The 16,880-nt window shown below is 67.8% G+C and carries 19 protein-coding genes; 9 read left to right on the top strand and 10 right to left on the bottom strand.

Annotation, left to right across the window (positions count from 1 at the left end; translation table 11 throughout):
- Window positions 1-36: 36 nt before the first annotated feature.
- On the bottom strand, window positions 37-1,554 hold the full coding sequence (gene gatB, locus ACV7GQ_RS11920; RefSeq protein ID WP_470310458.1) for an Asp-tRNA(Asn)/Glu-tRNA(Gln) amidotransferase subunit GatB: 1,518 nt from the start codon (window positions 1,552-1,554) through the stop codon (window positions 37-39).
- Between the two features lie 120 nt (window positions 1,555-1,674).
- On the opposite strand from gatB, the gene ACV7GQ_RS11915 reads away from it, so the two are divergent.
- Window positions 1,675-2,025: a nuclear transport factor 2 family protein gene (locus tag ACV7GQ_RS11915; protein WP_470310457.1), complete on the top strand. Its 351-nt coding sequence runs from the start codon at window positions 1,675-1,677 to the stop codon at window positions 2,023-2,025.
- A gap of 300 nt (window positions 2,026-2,325) precedes the next feature.
- The gene (locus ACV7GQ_RS11910) at window positions 2,326-3,345 is read left to right on the top strand and encodes a sugar phosphate isomerase/epimerase family protein (RefSeq protein ID WP_470310456.1); all 1,020 of its coding nucleotides are present in this window, start codon (window positions 2,326-2,328) and stop codon (window positions 3,343-3,345) included.
- 51 nt (window positions 3,346-3,396) lie between these two features.
- On the opposite strand, the gene ACV7GQ_RS11905 is transcribed toward ACV7GQ_RS11910, so the two are convergent.
- From ACV7GQ_RS11905 to ACV7GQ_RS11890, 4 genes are read right to left on the bottom strand one after another with little or no spacing between them, the layout of a single operon-like run.
- Window positions 3,397-4,104, bottom strand: coding sequence for a 2-oxo acid dehydrogenase subunit E2 (locus tag ACV7GQ_RS11905; RefSeq protein ID WP_470310455.1), 708 nt, complete (start codon window positions 4,102-4,104; stop codon window positions 3,397-3,399).
- Window positions 4,101-4,361 (bottom strand): lipoyl domain-containing protein, encoded by a 261-nt coding sequence (locus ACV7GQ_RS11900; protein WP_470310454.1) that lies wholly within the window; start codon window positions 4,359-4,361, stop codon window positions 4,101-4,103. Before ACV7GQ_RS11900 ends, ACV7GQ_RS11905 begins: the two co-directional genes overlap by 4 nt.
- Window positions 4,362-4,364: 3 nt before the next feature.
- Window positions 4,365-5,390, bottom strand: a complete 1,026-nt coding sequence (locus ACV7GQ_RS11895; RefSeq protein WP_470310453.1) for an alpha-ketoacid dehydrogenase subunit beta — start codon at window positions 5,388-5,390, stop codon at window positions 4,365-4,367.
- Window positions 5,390-6,403, bottom strand: coding sequence for a thiamine pyrophosphate-dependent dehydrogenase E1 component subunit alpha (locus ACV7GQ_RS11890; RefSeq protein WP_470313161.1), 1,014 nt, complete (start codon window positions 6,401-6,403; stop codon window positions 5,390-5,392). Before ACV7GQ_RS11890 ends, ACV7GQ_RS11895 begins: the two co-directional genes overlap by 1 nt.
- A 278-nt stretch (window positions 6,404-6,681) precedes the next feature.
- Between ACV7GQ_RS11890 and ACV7GQ_RS11885 the strand changes: the two genes are divergently transcribed.
- From ACV7GQ_RS11885 to ACV7GQ_RS11870, 4 genes are all read left to right on the top strand, one after another.
- Window positions 6,682-7,020, top strand: a complete 339-nt coding sequence (locus tag ACV7GQ_RS11885) for a DUF7518 family protein (RefSeq protein ID WP_470310452.1) — start codon at window positions 6,682-6,684, stop codon at window positions 7,018-7,020.
- Window positions 7,021-7,038: 18 nt separating this feature from the next.
- A complete protein-coding gene (gene smc, locus ACV7GQ_RS11880) occupies window positions 7,039-10,629 on the top strand; it encodes a chromosome segregation protein SMC (RefSeq protein WP_470310451.1) in 3,591 nt (1,196 codons plus the stop codon).
- A complete protein-coding gene (locus ACV7GQ_RS11875; protein ID WP_470310450.1) occupies window positions 10,622-11,707 on the top strand; it encodes a segregation/condensation protein A in 1,086 nt (361 codons plus the stop codon). The genes smc and ACV7GQ_RS11875 overlap by 8 nt, the downstream gene beginning before the upstream one ends.
- Window positions 11,708-11,771: 64 nt before the next feature.
- Window positions 11,772-12,878: a site-2 protease family protein gene (locus ACV7GQ_RS11870; protein WP_470310449.1), complete on the top strand. Its 1,107-nt coding sequence runs from the start codon at window positions 11,772-11,774 to the stop codon at window positions 12,876-12,878.
- 1 nt (window position 12,879) lies between these two features.
- On the opposite strand, the gene ACV7GQ_RS11865 is transcribed toward ACV7GQ_RS11870, so the two are convergent.
- Together ACV7GQ_RS11865 and ACV7GQ_RS11860 are read right to left on the bottom strand one after the other, a co-directional pair.
- Window positions 12,880-13,530: a hypothetical protein gene (locus ACV7GQ_RS11865; protein ID WP_470310448.1), complete on the bottom strand. Its 651-nt coding sequence runs from the start codon at window positions 13,528-13,530 to the stop codon at window positions 12,880-12,882.
- A 37-nt stretch (window positions 13,531-13,567) separates the two neighbouring features.
- Window positions 13,568-13,804 (bottom strand): DUF7576 family protein, encoded by a 237-nt coding sequence (locus tag ACV7GQ_RS11860; RefSeq protein ID WP_470310447.1) that lies wholly within the window; start codon window positions 13,802-13,804, stop codon window positions 13,568-13,570.
- An 86-nt stretch (window positions 13,805-13,890) separates the two neighbouring features.
- Between ACV7GQ_RS11860 and ACV7GQ_RS11855 the strand changes: the two genes are divergently transcribed.
- Window positions 13,891-14,169 carry a hypothetical protein gene (locus ACV7GQ_RS11855; RefSeq protein ID WP_470310446.1) on the top strand — a complete coding sequence of 93 codons (279 nt, stop codon included), beginning with the start codon at window positions 13,891-13,893 and terminating at the stop codon, window positions 14,167-14,169.
- On the opposite strand, the gene ACV7GQ_RS11850 is transcribed toward ACV7GQ_RS11855, so the two are convergent.
- Window positions 14,166-14,861, bottom strand: coding sequence for an SDR family NAD(P)-dependent oxidoreductase (locus ACV7GQ_RS11850; RefSeq protein ID WP_470310445.1), 696 nt, complete (start codon window positions 14,859-14,861; stop codon window positions 14,166-14,168). The genes ACV7GQ_RS11855 and ACV7GQ_RS11850 overlap by 4 nt on opposite strands.
- A 78-nt stretch (window positions 14,862-14,939) precedes the next feature.
- Here ACV7GQ_RS11850 and ACV7GQ_RS11845 point away from each other — a divergent pair, with 78 nt between their 5' ends.
- Together ACV7GQ_RS11845 and ACV7GQ_RS11840 are read left to right on the top strand one after the other, a co-directional pair.
- Complete coding sequence (locus ACV7GQ_RS11845; RefSeq protein ID WP_470310444.1) at window positions 14,940-15,179, top strand: hypothetical protein; 240 nt, start codon at window positions 14,940-14,942, stop codon at window positions 15,177-15,179.
- Window positions 15,180-15,237: 58 nt separating this feature from the next.
- Window positions 15,238-15,366 (top strand): hypothetical protein, encoded by a 129-nt coding sequence (locus ACV7GQ_RS11840; RefSeq protein ID WP_470313183.1) that lies wholly within the window; start codon window positions 15,238-15,240, stop codon window positions 15,364-15,366.
- A gap of 29 nt (window positions 15,367-15,395) precedes the next feature.
- Here ACV7GQ_RS11840 and ACV7GQ_RS11835 read toward each other — a convergent pair whose 3' ends face one another.
- Together ACV7GQ_RS11835 and ACV7GQ_RS11830 are read right to left on the bottom strand one after the other, a co-directional pair.
- A complete protein-coding gene (locus ACV7GQ_RS11835; RefSeq protein WP_470310443.1) occupies window positions 15,396-16,091 on the bottom strand; it encodes a phosphoribosyltransferase in 696 nt (231 codons plus the stop codon).
- A gap of 33 nt (window positions 16,092-16,124) precedes the next feature.
- Window positions 16,125-16,856: a GNAT family N-acetyltransferase gene (locus ACV7GQ_RS11830; RefSeq protein ID WP_470310442.1), complete on the bottom strand. Its 732-nt coding sequence runs from the start codon at window positions 16,854-16,856 to the stop codon at window positions 16,125-16,127.
- Window positions 16,857-16,880 lie beyond the last annotated feature (24 nt).

The following is a 16,880-nucleotide window of genomic DNA, read 5'->3' as shown; positions in this document are numbered from 1 at the left end:
CCGCGATTCGAGAGAAGCCGCTCGGCGAGTAGTCCGCTACTCCTCGTCCAGTTCCTCGCGCAGCATCCCGTTGACCTCGCCGGGGTCCGCGCTCCCGCCGGTCTTCTGCATCACCTGGCCGACGAGGAAGTTCAGGGCGCCGCCCTCACCGCTGTGGTAGTCCTCGACGGCGTCGGGGTTCTCGTCGATGGCCGCTTCGACGGCCTGCTGGACCTCGTCGCCGGAGGTCTTGCCGAGGCCCTCTCGCTCGACGACGGCGTCGGGGTCGTCGCCCTCGTCCAGCATCTCCCGGAGGACCGTCTCGCGGGCGTTCTTCGCGGTGATCTCGTCCTCGGTGACGAGTTCGACGAGGCGCGTGACCTCGTCGAAGCGGTCGTCGACGTCGGTGATCGCCATGTCGCGGTAGTTCAGTTCCCCGAGGAGGTTGTCGGCCACCCACGTCGCGGCGAGGTCGGCGTCGAAGCGCTCGGCGACGCTCTCGAAGAAGTCCGCGACCTGTTTCGTGCTGGTGAGCTTCGAGGCGGCCTCGTCGGAGAGGCCGTACTCGGCGACGAACCGCTCGCGCCGGGCGTCGGGCAGTTCCGGGATGGCGATCTCCTCTTTCCAACTCGACACGCGGAGCGGCGGGATGTCGGCCTCGCGGAAGTAGCGGTAGTCCTTCTCCTCCTCCTTCGAGCGCATGGAGACGGTGTTGCCGTGGGTCTCGTTGAAGTGCCGGGTCTCCTGTTCGACGGCGCGGCCCGACTGGATGAGCTTCCGCTGGCGGGAGGCCTCGAAGGAGAGGGCCTGTTCGGCGCCCTTGTGGCTGGAGATGTTCTTGACCTCGGTGCGGTTCGCGTCCTCCAGCACGGACTCGTCGATGGCGCCGTCGTCGCCGACCTCGTCGGCGTCGACCATCGAGAGGTTGGCGTCGATGCGGAGGCTGCCGTCCCGCGTGGCGTCGAAGACGCCGAGATACTCGAGGACCTCCTCCAGCTTCTCGAGGAAGGCGCGCACCTCGCTCGGGTCGCGGAAGTCGGGCTCCGTGACGATCTCCATCAGCGGCGTCCCGGCGCGGTTGTAGTCGATGAGGGTGTAGTCCGCGCGCTCGATAGAACAGGTCCGAGATTCCAGCGGGCCGGTCCCCTCGCGGACGTGCTTGATGGAGCCGGGGTCCTCCTCCAGGTGCGCGCGGCGGATGTCGACGCTCCGGCGTTCGCTCTCGACGCTGAACTCCAGTTCGCCGTCCTGACAGATGGGGGCGTCGTACTGCGTTATCTGGAAGTTCTTCGGCAGGTCGGGGTAGTAGTAGTTCTTCCGGTGGAAGGTGGTCTCCTCGGGGATGTCGGCGTCGATGGCCTTCCCCACCTTCACGGCCGCCTCGACGGCGCCCTCGTTGACGACCGGGAGGGCGCCCGGGAGGCCCAGACAGACCGGGCAGGTCTGGGTGTTCGGCTCGTCGGTCGGCTCGGTCGAGCACCCGCAGAATATCTTCGTCTCCGTCTCCAGCTGGACGTGGACCTCCAGCCCGATGACGGCCGCGAGTTCGTGGGACTCGGCGGCTTGCGCAGTCATTACCCGTCGTTCGGCGTCGGCTGGCTAAAGGGTAACGACCCCCGGCGGCGTCGCGCCGTCGCTGCGCGCACCCGTCTCCACCGATAGACATATTGGGGCCGGAATAGTTAGTCAAATAACATGAGCTCGACCCAGTCCGTACTGGAGCACCACCTCGAGATGTTCGGCGAGGGCGACCTCGACGGCCTGATGAGCGACTACGCGGACGACGCCGTCTTCATATCGGCGGCCGGTGTCCTCGACGGTCACGACGAGATACGGGAGATGTACGTCGACCTCCTCGACGAGTTCGACGACCCGTCGGTGTCGTTCTCGCTCGACGAACAGATCGTCGAAGACGAGTACGCCTACATCGTCTGGCACGCGGAGACCCCCGAGAACGTCTACGAGTACGCGTCGGACACGTTCGTGATTCGCGACGGGGAAATCGTCACCCAGACGCTGGCCACGGACGTCTCGCCGAAGCACTGAGCCGTCGTCCGAGCGGAGCGACCGGCTCCAGCTTCCAACCGTCGTTCTCGAGCGGTGGCGGTACCCGAGTCGACACCCACGGCGCCGGTGACCAGGTCCGTGTGACTGGCCGCCGTCTCGTCCTTCCGCATTGTGAACGAACAATCAACTCCGTACCTATACGCAATAATAAGTTAGCTATTTTACACTTCTGCGAGAACACCTGTCGGACCCACCGCAGTGACTGCAGTTGCCGACGCCGACGCCTTCGCGGGTTCGGGATAGGGCGGCGACAGACCAAGCGACTCACACACGACATCCATGCAATCATACCGACGCGACGTACTGAAAGCGACAGGCGGGACACTGACGGCGGCCGGAGCCATCGGCGGTGTCCAGGCACAACAAGACGACGGTGGACAGACGGACGACGGACAACAGGGTGACGGCGGACAGCAGGGCGACGCGGACCTGTTGGCGAACACGTGGATGCACTCGGGCGGGACGACGCCGTTCCGGGGCGCACACGGCCACCGGAACTGGAGTCCCTGGCCCATCGCCCGACGGGCTGAGATGCTCAACGAGACGGGGTTCAACGCCATCGGTCTCATCGCGCCGGACATCCAGCACATCCTCGACTTCGAGTTCGCGGCCGAGAACCGGACGCAGGGCCTCCAGCGACTGAACAGCGTCCTCCAGCAGAACGACATCGACTTCGTCGAACTGGAGTTCCTCACCGAGTGGCCCCTCGCGATGAACGACCCGCGCCGACAGGCCGAACAGGAGACGCGCCAGTTACTGCTCGAAGCAGCCGACATCCTCGACGCGAACCACGTCAAAATCGGGAACATCAACGGCTATCCGGTGGCGATGGAGGACCTCCAGCAGCGGTTCGCACAGGTGAGCGACCAGTTCGCACAGGTCGACACCGAAGTCGGAATGGAGTTCTTCCCGGTCGACCCCAACGTCCAGACCATCCCGCAGGCGCTCGAAGCCACCTCACAGACCGACAACGGCGGCCTCTATCTGGACCTGTGGCACAACATGAAGCTCGGCGTGGACTTCGAGAACATCCGGTCGCTCTCCGGCGGTGACATCGTGGCCGTGGAGTTCCAGGACGGCTACATGGAGACGACGATGTCGTTCCTCGAGGAGACCATCAACCTGCGGAAGCTCCCGGGCGAGGGCGAGTTCCCCATCTCCGACTGGGTGAGCGCCGTCCGCGACGGCGGGTTCGACGGGCCGTGGGGCCTCGAGATCCTCTCCGAGGAGTTCCGTCGCTTCGAGATGGTCGACGCGTACCCGCGCGCCTACGAGGCCGGCGCACAGTACGTGCAGTAGTCGCTTCCTCTCTCTTTCACCTTCCGCGTCGGAGCGGGCCGACGCGGCCGCTCAGACGTACTGGTCGGCCGCGTCGAGGTGCTCGGCGAGCGTCCCGAGGAACCGGGCGGCGTCCGCCCCGTCGACGACCCGGTGGTCGAAGCTCAGGTCCAGCGGCAGCTGCCGCCGGAAGGCGACGCCGCCGTCGCCGTCCCGGGTGGCCCGCTCGGTGACGCGCCCGATTCCGAGGATGGCGACTTCGGGCGGGTTGATGACGGGGTCGAACGAGTCGACGCCGAGCGGACCGAGGTTCGACACGGTGAACGTCCCCCCGCGGAACGTGCTCATCGTGTAGTCGCCGTCCCTGACGCGCTCGGTCAACGCCCGCCGCTCGCTCGCGAGGTCCCCCGTCGACTTCGACCCGACGTCGGCGACGACGGGCGTGACGAGGCCGTCCTCGATAGCCACCGCGACGCCGACGTTGTGCTCCTCGTAGAGGACGTGCGTCCCGTCCTCGAAGGTGGCGTTGAACGCGGGGTGTTCGTCGAGGGTGTCCGAGAGCGCGGCGAGGAGCACGTCGACCATGGAGGGACTGACGCCCGCCTCGGTCTCCGCGGCGTCGACGGCACCCAGCAGCGCCTCCGCGTCCACGTTGCGGGTGACCGTCACGTGGACGGCCTCCCGATAGCTCTCCTGTAACCGACTGGCGATGGTCTTGCGCATCGGACTCAGTGACCGCTCCTCGCTGACGGTCCGTGCCGCGGCCTCGTCGCCGCTCATGCCGGGGCCACCCACGCGAGCGTGTCCCCGCGCGTGAACTCGTCGTCCTCGCCGCGGACGACTTCGTCAAGCGTCCCGTCGGTCGGCGCGAGCACGTCGAGGCTCACCTTCTCTATCTGGACCTCACAGAGGCTCTCGCCCTCGGTGACTGCGGCGCCCTCCCGGGCGAACCAGTTGACGACGACGCCCTCGTCGCTGTCGGCGTCGTCCGGCCACTCCCCGACCGTCACCTCGACCCTGTCTGCGTCCCCGCTCATCGGTCACTGGGTCCGTTCGACCGCCGCTTCGATATCGCCCACGTCGGGGACGACCTCGTTCTCCAGGGGCCGGGAGTACGGAATCGGCACGTCCGGGATGGCGAGGCGCTCCACGCTGTCGAGCGACGCCAGCGACTCCTCGGCGACGCTGGCGACAATCTCGCCGGTGACGCCAAAGGAGCGGTAGTCCTCGTCGACGACGACGAGGTTCCCGGTCTTCTCGACGGACTCGACGACGGTGTCGGTGTCCAGCGGGACCAGCGAGCGCAGGTCGACGACCTCCGCGCTGACGCCGTCGTCGGCCAGCGACTCGGCCGCCTCCAGCGCCCGGTGGACGTGCAGGCCGAGGGTGACGATGGTCACGTCGTCGCCCTCGCGTTTCACGTCGGCGCGGCCGAAGGGGATGGTGTAGTCCTCCTCGGGGACGGGCGTCTTCGGCCCGTCGGGGGCCGGGAGCCACCCGATGCCCATCAGGCGCTTGTGGAACATGTACATCACCGGGTCGTCGTCCCGGATGGCGTTGTGCATCAGCCCCTTCGCGTCGTACGCCGTCGACGGCACGACGACCTTCAGTCCGGGCACGTGCGCGAAGGTCCCGTACAGCGTCTGGGAGTGCTGGGCGGCGTCGTTGTAGGTGCCGCCCACGGCGGCCGTCAACACGAGCGGAACGCTCACGTTGCCGCCGCTCATGTACGTGTTCTTCGCCATCTGGTTGTAGATCTGGTCCATCGCGACGCCGAAGAAGTCGACGAACATCAGTTCGGCGATGGGCCGCATCCCCTCCTGTGCGGCGCCGACGGCCGCCCCGAGGTAGGCCGTCTCGCTGATGGGGACGTCCATGATGCGGTCGTAGCCGAACTCGTCTAGGAGGCCCTGCGTGGAGTCGAAGATGCCGCCGTAGTCGGCGACGTCCTCGCCCATGTAGAACACCTCCTCGTTCTCGCGCATCTCGTGGGCGATGGCCTCGACCATCGCCCGGCTCATCGTCAGGTCGCGTTCGACGACCTTCGAGCGTTCTTGCTGTGCCATCAGTCGTCACCTCCCGCGAGGTCGTACTCCGGTTCCGTGTCTGTCACGCCGCTCGGTGGGTTGACGAACACGTCCTCGTGTGCCGCGCTCGGGTCCGGTTCCGGCTGGTCTTTCGCGAACTCGATGGCGTCCTCGACGCGCTCGTGCGCGTCGTCACGCATCTCCTCGATACTCTCCTCGTCGACGCCGTGTGCCTGCAGGTCGGCCTCCAGTCTGGCGATGCTGTCTCGCGCGGCGGCCGCTTCCTGGTCCTCTTCCGGGCGGTAGCTCTCCGGGTCGCCCATGAAGTGGCCCATCCGCCGGTGGACCTGCACCTCCATGAGCGTCGGCCCGTTCCGGTCGCGGGCGCGGCCGATGGCCTCCTTCGCGGCGTCGTAGATAGCGACGGCGTCGTCGTGGTCGACGCGGACGCCCGGCATGTCGAACCCACCGGCCCGTTGGGCCCCGTTCTCGACGTCGGTGACCCGGCCCTTGGGCATGCTGATGGCCCAGTCGTTGTCCTCGACGACGAAGACGACCGGCAGGTCGTGGACCGCCGCGAAGTTCAGCGACTCCAGGAACGCCCCCTGGTCGATGGCGCCCTCGCCGAGGTAGGCGACGGCGACGCTGTCGGTGTTGCGCTTCTTCGCCGCCAGTCCCGCACCGGCCGCGGGCGGACACCCCTCCGCGATGATGCCGCTACACGCGAACCCCACGTCGGGGTCGAACAGGTGCATGTGGCCGCCCTTACCTTTGCCGAGACCCGTCTCGCGGCCGAATATCTCCGCGGTCATCCGTTCGAGGTCGACGCCTTTCGCGATGGCGACGTGGTGGGGCCGGTGCGGTGCCGTCACCGTGTCGTCGTCACGCAGGTGCTGGCAGACGCCCGCGCCGGACGCTTCGTGACCGGCGGCGAGGTGCAGCTCGCCGGGAATCGGCCCCGCCGAGATGTCGAACGCCGGCTGTTTCCCCTCCAGATACTCCTCCTGCAACCGCTCCTCGTAATGGCGCGCCGTCACCATGTCGACGTACATCTCTCGTAGTTCGTTAACTGATACCATGGTAGCCCACCGTGAAGCTTAGATTGAATTACACATAACGCTAGGGGGTCCGACCGACCCCCGCTGGGGCCACTTCTCTCTCATCGGTCACTATCAGCCGTTCGAACATTGGATTCCGGCCGGCGGGACCGGTCCCCACCGAGCCCGTCTCCGAGGGCCCTACTGCGGCTTTCGGCGTTCGTGGCGAAGTATCAAATTAACTGTCAATGTCTGACGTAAGTTTATCACGATAGCGTGGCTGGGATTGTGATATGTGCGGTAACCGCGTCGAGGAACTAGAAGAGCAGGTTCAGGAACTGCAGGCCTCGGTCGAGGGGCTGACCGACGAACTCGTCGAGTGCAAGGTTCGTCTCCGCGAACTCGAGAACACCGTCGACGAGGACAGCGGGTTCGGGGCCGACGCCCACAAGGGCAACGCCCAGAACGACGCCGCAGCGCCCGAGGAACCGACGACCAACGAGGACGAGATTCTGGCGCCAGAGGCCGACACACCTAACACGGAGGCCACCGACGACACCGACAAGGAGGCCGAGGCCGCGTCCGAGTCGGAGTCCGAGGAGGACTCCGGCTCCGACATCATCGTCGCGTAGGAGACGGCCAACCACCGTATGCATATCAAAGAGCTCGTCCTCGACAACTTCAAGAGCTTCGGGCGGAAGACTCGCATCCCGTTCTACGAAGATTTCACCACCATCAGCGGCCCGAACGGCTCCGGGAAGTCGAACATCATCGACGCCGTCCTGTTCGCGCTCGGACTCGCCCGCACGTCGGGCATCCGCGCGGAGAAACTGACAGACCTCATCTACAACCCCGGGCACGCAGACGAGGACGTCGACGTCTCGGGCGAGCGTCAGGCCAGCGTCGAGGTCATCCTCGCCAACGAGGACCGGACCCTCGACCGGGCGCAGGTCGTCAACGCCGCCGGCACCGAGGACGTCGGCGACGTCGACGAGATAGCCATCAAGCGCCGGGTGAAGGAGACCGAGGACAACTACTACTCGTACTACTACATCAACGGCCGCTCGGTCAACCTCTCGGACATCCAGGATTTACTCGCCCAGGCAGGCGTCACGCCCGAGGGGTACAACGTCGTCATGCAGGGCGACGTCACCGAGATAATCAACATGACGCCGGGGTCGCGTCGAGAGATTATCGACGAGATAGCCGGCGTCGCCCAGTTCGACCAGAAGAAGGCCGACGCCTTCGAGGAACTGGAGGTCGTCGAGGAGCGCATCGACGAGGCGGAGCTCCGCATCGAGGAGAAACAGACCCGGCTCGACCAGCTCGAAGACGAACGCGAGACGGCCCTGGAGTACCAGTCGCTCCGCGAGGAGAAAGAGGAGTACGAGGGGTACCGCAAGGCCGCCGAGCTCGAGGACAAGCGCGACGAACTCGACGCCGTCGAGGCCCGCATCGCCGAGCTGGAGGCCGAACTCGCGGACCTGCAGGCGGAACTCGACGCCCGACAGGGCAAGGTCGTCCGTCTCGAGGACGAACTCCACGGACTCAACCAGGAGATAGAGCGCAAGGGCGAGGACGAGCAACTCGCCATCAAGCGCGACATCGAGGAGATAAAGGGCGATATCTCGCGGCTCGAAGACAAGATAGCGACCGCCGAGGAGGCCGTCGAGGACGCCGAGAACGAGCGCCGACAGGCGTTCGTCCAGATAGACCGCAAGCAGGAGACCATCGACGACCTCGAGTCGGACATCCGCGAGACGAAAGTCGAGAAGTCCAACGTCAAGGCCGACGTCGCCGAGAAGGAGGCCGAACTGGCCGACGTCCAGCAGCGAATCGACGACATCGGCGAGGAGTTCGAGGAGATAAAGGACGAACTCGAGACGAAGCGCGACCGCCTCGAACAGCTCAAGAGCGAGCGCAACGACCTCCAGCGCGAGCAGGACCGCCTGCTCGACGAGGCCCGCCGCCGCTCCAACGAGGAGGACGAGAAGCGGACCGCCATCGAGGAGGCCGAGGCGGAGATACCGGAGCTCGAGGCCGACATCGAGGACCTGGAGTCCGAACTGGCGAAGGCCCAGAAGAACAAGGACACCATCGGCGAGGTGGTCGACGACCTGCGCGCCGAGAAGCGGGAACTCCAGTCGGACCTAGACGACCTCGAAGACGAGATCAGCGCGAAACAGCAGGAGTACGCCCAGCTCGAGGCGAAGGCCGGCGAGGACGGCGACTCCTCCTATGGCCGCGCGGTGACGGCCATCCTGAACGCCGACCGCGAGGGGGTCCACGGCACCGTCGGACAGTTGGGCGGTGTCGACCCCGAGTACGCGACGGCCTGTGAGACGGCCGCCGGCGGGCGGCTCGCCCACGTCGTCGTGGACGACGACGGCGTCGGCCAGTCCTGCATCGAGTACCTCAAGGCCCGGAACGCCGGGCGAGCGACGTTCCTGCCCATCACGCAGATGCAGAACCGCTCGCTCCCGTCGCTGCCGAGCGCCGACGGCGTGGTCGACTTCGCTTACAACCTCGTGGACTTCGACCCCGAGTACGCGGGCATCTTCTCGTACGTCCTCGGCGACACCGTGGTCGTCGACAGCATGGACACCGCCCGCGACCTGATGGGCGACTACCGCATGGTGACGCTGGACGGCGACCTCGTCGAGAAGTCAGGTGCCATGACCGGTGGGTCGTCGTCGGGGACCCGCTACTCCTTCTCCGGCGGCGCCGGGCAACTCGAACGGGTCGCACAGCGCATCAACGAACTCGAGGACGAACGCGCCGACGTGCGCGACGACCTGCGGGACGTCGAGGACCGACTCGACGACGCCCGCGACCGCGAGTCCGACGCGACCGAGCAGGTCCGGGACATCGAGACGAGCATCGAGCGCAAGGAGACCAGACTCACGGAGACCCGCGAGCGCATCGAGGCGCTCGAGGCCGACCTCGAGGACATCGCCGCCGACCGCGAGGCCGTCGCCGACGAGATGGACGAACTGGAGGCCGACATCGAGGCCAAGAACGAGGCCATCGCCGAGGTCGAGGCGGCCATCGACGACCTGGAGACGGAGGTACAGGACTCGGACCTGCCGGACCTCACCGACGAACGCGAGGCCATCGAGAACGAGATAGACACGCTGGAGGACCGCCTCGACGACCTCGACGCCCAACTCAACGAACTCCAGCTGGAGAAGCAGTACGCCGAGGACGCCATCGAGGACCTCCACGACGACATCGAGGCCGCACAGAACCGCAAGGCCGAGAAGGAAGAGCGCATCGCCGAACTGGAAGCACAGGTCGAGGAGAAGCAGGCACGCAAAGCCGAGAAAGAGCAGGAGGTCGCCGAGCTGGAGGACGAACTCGCCGACCTGAAGGCGGAGCGCGAGGACCTCCGCGAGGACCTCCAATCCGCGAAGGAGGCCCGCGACGAACAGCAGTCGAAGGTCACCGACGTCGAACGTGACCTCGAAGACGAACGCGAGGACGAGGAGCGACTGGCGTGGGAGATAGACGAACTCGAAGCGCAGGTCGGCGACTACGACCCCGAGGACGTCCCCGACCACGACACCGTCGAGGCCGAGATCGAACGGCTGACCGCCGAGATGGAGGCCTTAGAGCCGGTCAACATGCGCGCCATCGAGGAGTACGACCGCGTGGCCGACGACCTCGCGGACCTCGAGGACCAGAAGGAGACGCTGGTCGAGGAGGCCGAGGGCATCCGGGACCGCATCGACACCTACGAGGCCCGCAAGAAGGAGACGTTCATGGAGTCGTTCGAGGCCATCAACGACCAGTTCGAGGACATCTTCGAGCGCCTCTCCAGCGGGACCGGGCACCTCCACCTGGAGAACGAGGACGACCCATTCGAGGGCGGCCTGACGATGAAGGCCCAGCCCGGCGACAAGCCCATCCAGCGGCTGGCGGCGATGTCCGGCGGCGAGAAGTCCCTGACGGCGCTGGCGTTCATCTTCGCCATCCAGCGGCACAACCCCGCGCCGTTCTACGCGCTGGACGAGGTCGACGCCTTCCTCGACGCCGCGAACGCCGACCTCGTCGGCGAGATGGTCGACGAACTCGCCGGCGACGCCCAGTTCGTCGTCGTCTCGCACCGCTCGGCACTGCTCGAACGCTCGGAACGGGCCATCGGCGTGATGATGCAGGGCGACAACGTCTCGGCCGTGACCGGTATCGACCTCTCGGGCGAGGGGCCCGACGACGAGGAGGCGGTGGTGAGCGATGACTAGCGAGGGGCCGCCGGAGCGAAGCGACGGGGGGTCCTCGGAGACGTCCAGCGGGGAGCGGAGCGACCCGCGAGACGCCACCGACGACATCCCGCTGGACATCACGGGGCACGAGGACCGCGAGCCGCCACGCGGCTCGAAGCAGTCGCGCGGGGAGGGGACCGACCCGCAAGACCGCGAGCCGCCGGGCGAGTCGGCGTCGTCGCTGTTCGGGGACGACGCCGAAGACGCTGACGAGGACGACACTCCCGAGGACGTTGAGTTGCTGAACGAGGCGGGCGACGCGGACGGCGACGACGAGGACGTCGCCGAACCCGTCGAGGTGCTCGTCCAGCTGGCCGACGACGGCGAGATAGACCCCTGGGACATCGACGTCGTGGAGGTCACCGACAAGTTCCTCGCCCGCATCGACGAGGGGGACCTTCGCACCGGCGGGCGGGCGCTGTTCTACGCCTCCGTCCTCGTCCGGATGAAGAGCGACGCGATGCTCGGCGAAGACGAGCCGGAGGACCCGCCGGCCGAGCCGTGGGAGCAGGCGATGACCGAGGACGCCCCCATCGAGGAGCCCGACCCCTTCTCGGCGCTGGAATCCGAGATGGACCGCCGACTCGAACGCCGCCGGGCCCGCGGGATGCCCCAGACGCTGGACGAACTCGTCCGTGACCTGCGGGACGCCGAGCGGGACTCGTGGTGGAAGGAGTCCCGCGAGTACGACACCAGCGGGTCGCCCAGCGGGTTCCAGCGCGGCACGCAGGAACTGGACTACCGGAGCGCCGACGACATGCGGCTGGACGACGAGCCCTCCGCGGCCGACGTCACCGGCACCGCCCACGCCGAGCAGATAGACGACATCATCGACGACGTGTACGCGGCGGTCCGCGAGCAGTACGACCAGGGCCGCGACGAGGTGCTCTACAGGGAGGTCGAACACGCCGGCGGGTCGCGCGTCGAGACGTTCCTCGGGCTGCTGTTCCTGGCCCACCGCGGACAGGTCGTGCTCCAGCAGGACGACGTGTTCGGCGACCTCTGGATACAGGACCCCAACGCGGTGAGCGGGTCCGAAGAGGCGCTGGCCGACTGACCGGCGGCCGCGCGACGGTCGGGTGGCAAACAGGTTCAAACGGGTCGAGTCCCTACTACTGGCAATGGCACAGCAGTCGTTGCCGACGGAGCTCCCGGAGCCCGAGCGACTCGCCGACGCCTTCCACGTCTACGAAGTGGACCCGAGTGCGGACGACGGTGTGCGCTACTACGGCGAGCCACTGACGGAGTCCGAGCAGGTCCTCCAGCGGGTCGGGCCGACGTTCCGCAAGCGCGGCTATCGCGTCAGCCTCCAGCGCGAGATGGGCGAGCACGTCCTCGTCGCGAGCGAGCGCTCCCTGGGCGTCGACGGCGTCCCCTGGACGAACGTCCTCCTGGCGGTGGCGACGCTGCTCTCGACGCTGTACGCCGGGAGCCGGTGGTACGGCCTCTCGGTCGCCGCGGACCCGACCGCCATCGTACGGGCGTGGCCCTTCGCGGCCGCCGTCCTCGGCATCCTCGCCGTCCACGAGTTCGGCCACTACGCCCTCTCCCGGTACCACGAGGTGCAGGCCAGTCTGCCGTACTTCATCCCGCTGCCGTTCAACGTCATCGGGACGCTCGGGGCCGTCATCCGGATGAACGACAACATGCCCGACCGGGAGGCGCTGTTCGACATCGGCGTCGCCGGCCCGCTCGCCGGACTGATAGCGACGATAGCGGTGACGGCTATCGGCGTGACGCTCGACCCCATCCGGGTCACCGGCGGCGTCGCCACGCAGATAGAGCTCGGCTACCCGCTGCTGATTCGAGGTATCGCGGCGCTCATGGGCGAACAGGTCGTCTACGCCGACCCCGCGGTCATCCCGAACCCCGTCGTCATCGGGGCGTGGGTCGGCGCGTTCGTCACCTTCCTGAACCTCCTGCCGGTTGGCCAACTCGACGGCGCACACGTCACCCGGTCGCTGCTCGGCGAGCGGATGTCGGCCCTCCAGACGGCGGTGCCCGTCGTGCTGTTCGGACTGGCGGGCTACCTCTTCGTCTTCGAGAACGGCGACGCGGCGGCGCTGTGGGGATTCTGGGGCGTGCTGACGCTCCTGTTCAGCCGCGCCGGCTCGGTGACGCCGCTGGACGAGACGGCCCTCGGCCCGAAGCGGCAGGCCATCGGCGTGCTGACGCTGGTCCTCGGCCTGCTGTGTTTCGTCCCGGTCCCCATCGCGATCTCGCTGTAGCTCAGATGCCGTAGGGGTCGTACGTCGGCCGGGAGTCCGCCTCCGGGTCGACGTCGTACCGGTCGTGCCACTCGGTCAGCACCGCGTCGGCGTCCTCGCCGAAGAGGACGACCACGCCGAAGGGGCGCGAGTACCGGTCGGCGTCGGGCGGGTCGGGGTCGAGGAAGAGCGCGTGGGCCGCGGCGCCACCGACGACCGGCAGCACCGAGAGCGGGCCCTCCAGCGGGACGAGCCCGGTGAGGACGCTCGGGACGAACGACCCGCCGGGGAGTGGCTCGCGGGGCTGGACGTGCAGCTCCGCGACTGGCTCGCCGTCCTCCTCGACGACGCTGCTGCTCGGGTGTGTCTGCCCCGCCGACCAGAGGTCCTCGGCGAGGGCGGGCATCTCGGCGTCGACGGCGAAGGACATCCCGACGCCGCCGACCCGCTCCAGCGACTGGATGGACCACGCCTCCTCCGCGTCGTCCGCGTCGCCGGCCAGCGTCGCCTCCACGAGGTCACCGGTCCGCAGCGAGTCGACGTGCGCCTGTCGCTCGCCGTAGCCCGACTGGTACACCGTGTACAGGCGCGTGGCGTCCGTATCGAAGAAGTTGATGTGCGGGACGGACTCGACGACCCGATAGACTCGGAACCGACCCGTGCGATGCTCCATGGGGACACTATCGGCCGGGCCGGTAAGACTCCGGGGGTTACGACGTGACCAGTCGGAGCCAGGCGGTCAGGCAGTCGTCGCTGCAGTAGTGGTGGGTCTGGCGCGTACCGGCGGCGGTGTCGCGGACGCGGGCGACGACGTGCCACCGGTCGTCGTAGACGTACCCCCGACAGCCCGCGCAGTCCCGCACCGTCTCCGCGTCCGGCAGTCGGCCGACGGCGACGTCGTCGACGTAGTAGTGGCCGCCGATGTGGTACGGCGTCGGAAGCTCCATCGTGTTCCCGGTCGGGCTTCGACGGGCATGGCTGTTTGGGGCCGGCCGGGGAAACACGAAATAGGCGTGGGTGCGAACACTGCGACATGAGCGAGTCAGCAGGGGTCCCCGAGCCCGACTTCGAGGAGCTCCGTGCGGCGGTCGAGCGCCTCCTCGACGAGACGGTCGACCGCGAGGACACGCTGGCGGTGTCCGTCGAGAACCTGGAGGTGGACGTGCCGATACGGTTCGGCGACGACTCCCCGCGGGCGCGGTGGCGGTTCGACGGCGACGTGACCATCACCGTCGACGGTATCCGACAGCCGCTCCGGGAGTGGATAGACCTTCACGAGGAGCGTACCGTCGAGCCACCCAGCGACGACTAGAACGACTCGACGTGCGGGCGCAGGTCGAGTTCGAGCGTCCACGCCGAGCGGTCCTGCTCGACCAGGTGCCAGTACGACGCCGCTATCTCGTCGGGGTCGAGGTACTCCTCGGCGTCGCGGTCGGCGGCCGGGGCGTCCGGGCCGAGAATCTGGCCGTCGACGACGACGTGGGCGACGTGGATGCCCTCCGGGCCGAGTTCGCGGGCCATCGACTCGGCCATCCCGCGGACGGCGAACTTCGCGGCGCTGAAGCCGATAGCACCCTCACGACCGCGGACCGCCGAGGTCGCGCCGGTGAAGAGAACTGTCCCGCCGTCGTTCTCGAGCATGTCCCCGACGGCCTCCCGTGAGCAGTAGAGGCCGCCCGTCGGCCCCACGTCGAGTGCGTGGGCGAACTCGTCGTCGGAGATGTCCCGCAGGCCCTTCCACGCGCCGCCGCTGGCGTTGTTGACGAGGACGTCGACGGGGCCGAACGCCTCCCGCACTCGCTCGAACCCCTCGGCGACGGCCTCCGGGTCGGTGACGTCCGTCGGGACGGCCATGGCCTGCTCGCCGAGGTCGTCGGCGAGGTCGGTGACGAACGCGTCCGAGCGTGCGAACAGGCCGACGGTACAGCCCTCCGAGACGAATCGACGGGCGAGCGATGCGCCGAGGCCGGGGCCGACACCGGCGACGACGGCGGTTCGTGCCATACGGACCCGCACGCGCCCCGCGTCGAAGAGCCTGTTGGACGCGAAACCGTTTCGGTCGTCCCGGCCGAACCACCGCGTATGTCTCGCGACACCTGCGCGACTGACGACCCGGAGCGTGCGGCCGAACGGTCGGCGACGGTTGGCGGGTTCCTCGGCGCCGTGGCCGGTGCCGGCGCCGGACCGCTGGGCGCCGGTATCGGCGGCCTCGTCGGCGGGTCGACGGGGTACGCGGTCGGCTACGGACTGGCGGGGGCGACCTGTGAGACGGACACTGACTCGGTGAGCATCCCCGTCGAAGAGGCCGCTGACGGCGACTGACGCCGCTCTACCGCATATCTGTTGGGTATGGAGAAAGAACTATGTCCGAGGGCGTCGTATGGTAACAGTGACCATGACTCCGACGAAGATACGCGAACGCCTCGAAGAGTCGGAGGGCCGCGTCGACACCGAGCAACTCGTCTCCGCGCTGGAGTACGTGCGTGACGACGGCCGCCGCAGTCACTGAGGCCGGTTCCCGTCGCAGGACGGCCCGTTCTAGCCGTCGCTGAGTCGCCAGCCGTCGTCCGTAGCGACGGCCACGTCCCGGCGGACCATCTCGGTCATCACTTCGTCGAACCGGTCCGGCTGTGCTATCTCCATCGCCGTGTGGCTCACGTCGTGGTACTCCCGGAGGAGCGCCCGGACGTCGTCTTCGGTGTGGACCTCTCGGTCGCTCTTCTGCATGACGCCGGCGACGAGTTCTATCATGTCCTCGACGAAGTTCCACGGGTAGACGACCCACGCCCACTCGTCCAACCGCTCGCCGACGAACTCGGGTTCGTGCTCGCTGGTCTGGAGCAGCTGGAGCGTGGCGGTGCGGACGCTGTTCGGGTTCCGGTCGCGCACGCACTCGGCGGCCGTCTCGATGGACTGGCCGGTGTCGGCGATGTCGTCGACGACGAGGACGTCCTTCCCCTCGACGGCGCCGTCGGCCAGCGGGTACCGCACCTCGGGTTCGCCGCCCTGCTGGGCGGTGCCGACGTAGTGTTCGACCTTCAGGCTCGCGAGGTCGTCGAGGCCGAGGAAGTCACACAGACAGCGGCCGGCGAACCAGCCACCGCGCGCGAGCGCGACGACCACGTCCGGCTCGAAGTCGGCGGCCTTCACGTCGTCGGCCACGTCGCGACACAGGCCGTAGATGTACTCCCAGTTGGTGATGGTACACGGGAACTCCTCCGGTAACTCGCCCATACAGAGGGGCGTGGGCGGGCGGCCTTAACGGTTTCAGAACGTGTACGCGAGCATCACCTCGTCGACGCGCTTCTCGCCGAGCAGGTAGTGGTTCTCCCGGACCGCCTCCTGCTCCCAGCCGTGCCGTTCGAGGAACGTGATGGCGTTGCCGTTGGTGCGCGCGAGGCTGTTGTACACCTTCCAGTAGCCGTGGGCCTCCGCCCAGTCCAGCGCCCGGTCCAGCAGCCGCTCGCCGATGCCGTAGCCGCGGTAGTCCCGGCGCACGCCGAGCGTCAGTTCGGCGGTCCCCTGCAGTTTCTCGGTCTGTGGCAGGGTGAGGTGTGACCACCCGACGATGTAGTCGTCGACGGCGGCGACGAAGAACAGGCGCGACCAGACGGTGTTGTGCCGCGTGACGGTGTTCTCGTACTGTAGCTCCTCGACGAGGTTCTCACCGATGACGTACGTCTGTCGGTCGGTGACGGTCCGTATCGTGTCGACCAGCGCCTCGAAGTCCTCCTCGCGGGCCGGCCGGACGACGTACGTGAAGTCCGGCGTCTCGTACTCCGTCTCTGCCCCGGCGTCCAGCCCGAGTTCGACCGTCCCGTCCTGTCGGTCGACGTAGCCGCGGTCCTGCAGGTAGCCGAGACGCTCGTCGAACTCGTCGTCGGGGACGTCGACGGCGTCGCGCACCTCGGCCACCGAGGGGGCGCCGTGTCGGTCGACGAACTGGTAGATGCGCCGGTCCGACTCGGTCTCGAACGCGAGCGGTTCCAGTACCGTCATACGTGCTACACTTCGCAGGGGGGC

The sequence above is a fragment of the Haloarcula sp. MBLA0163 genome, assembly GCF_055632435.1.
Note: the sequence above shows the minus strand (reverse complement) of the source record. Positions and strands in the feature narration are given on the sequence as shown.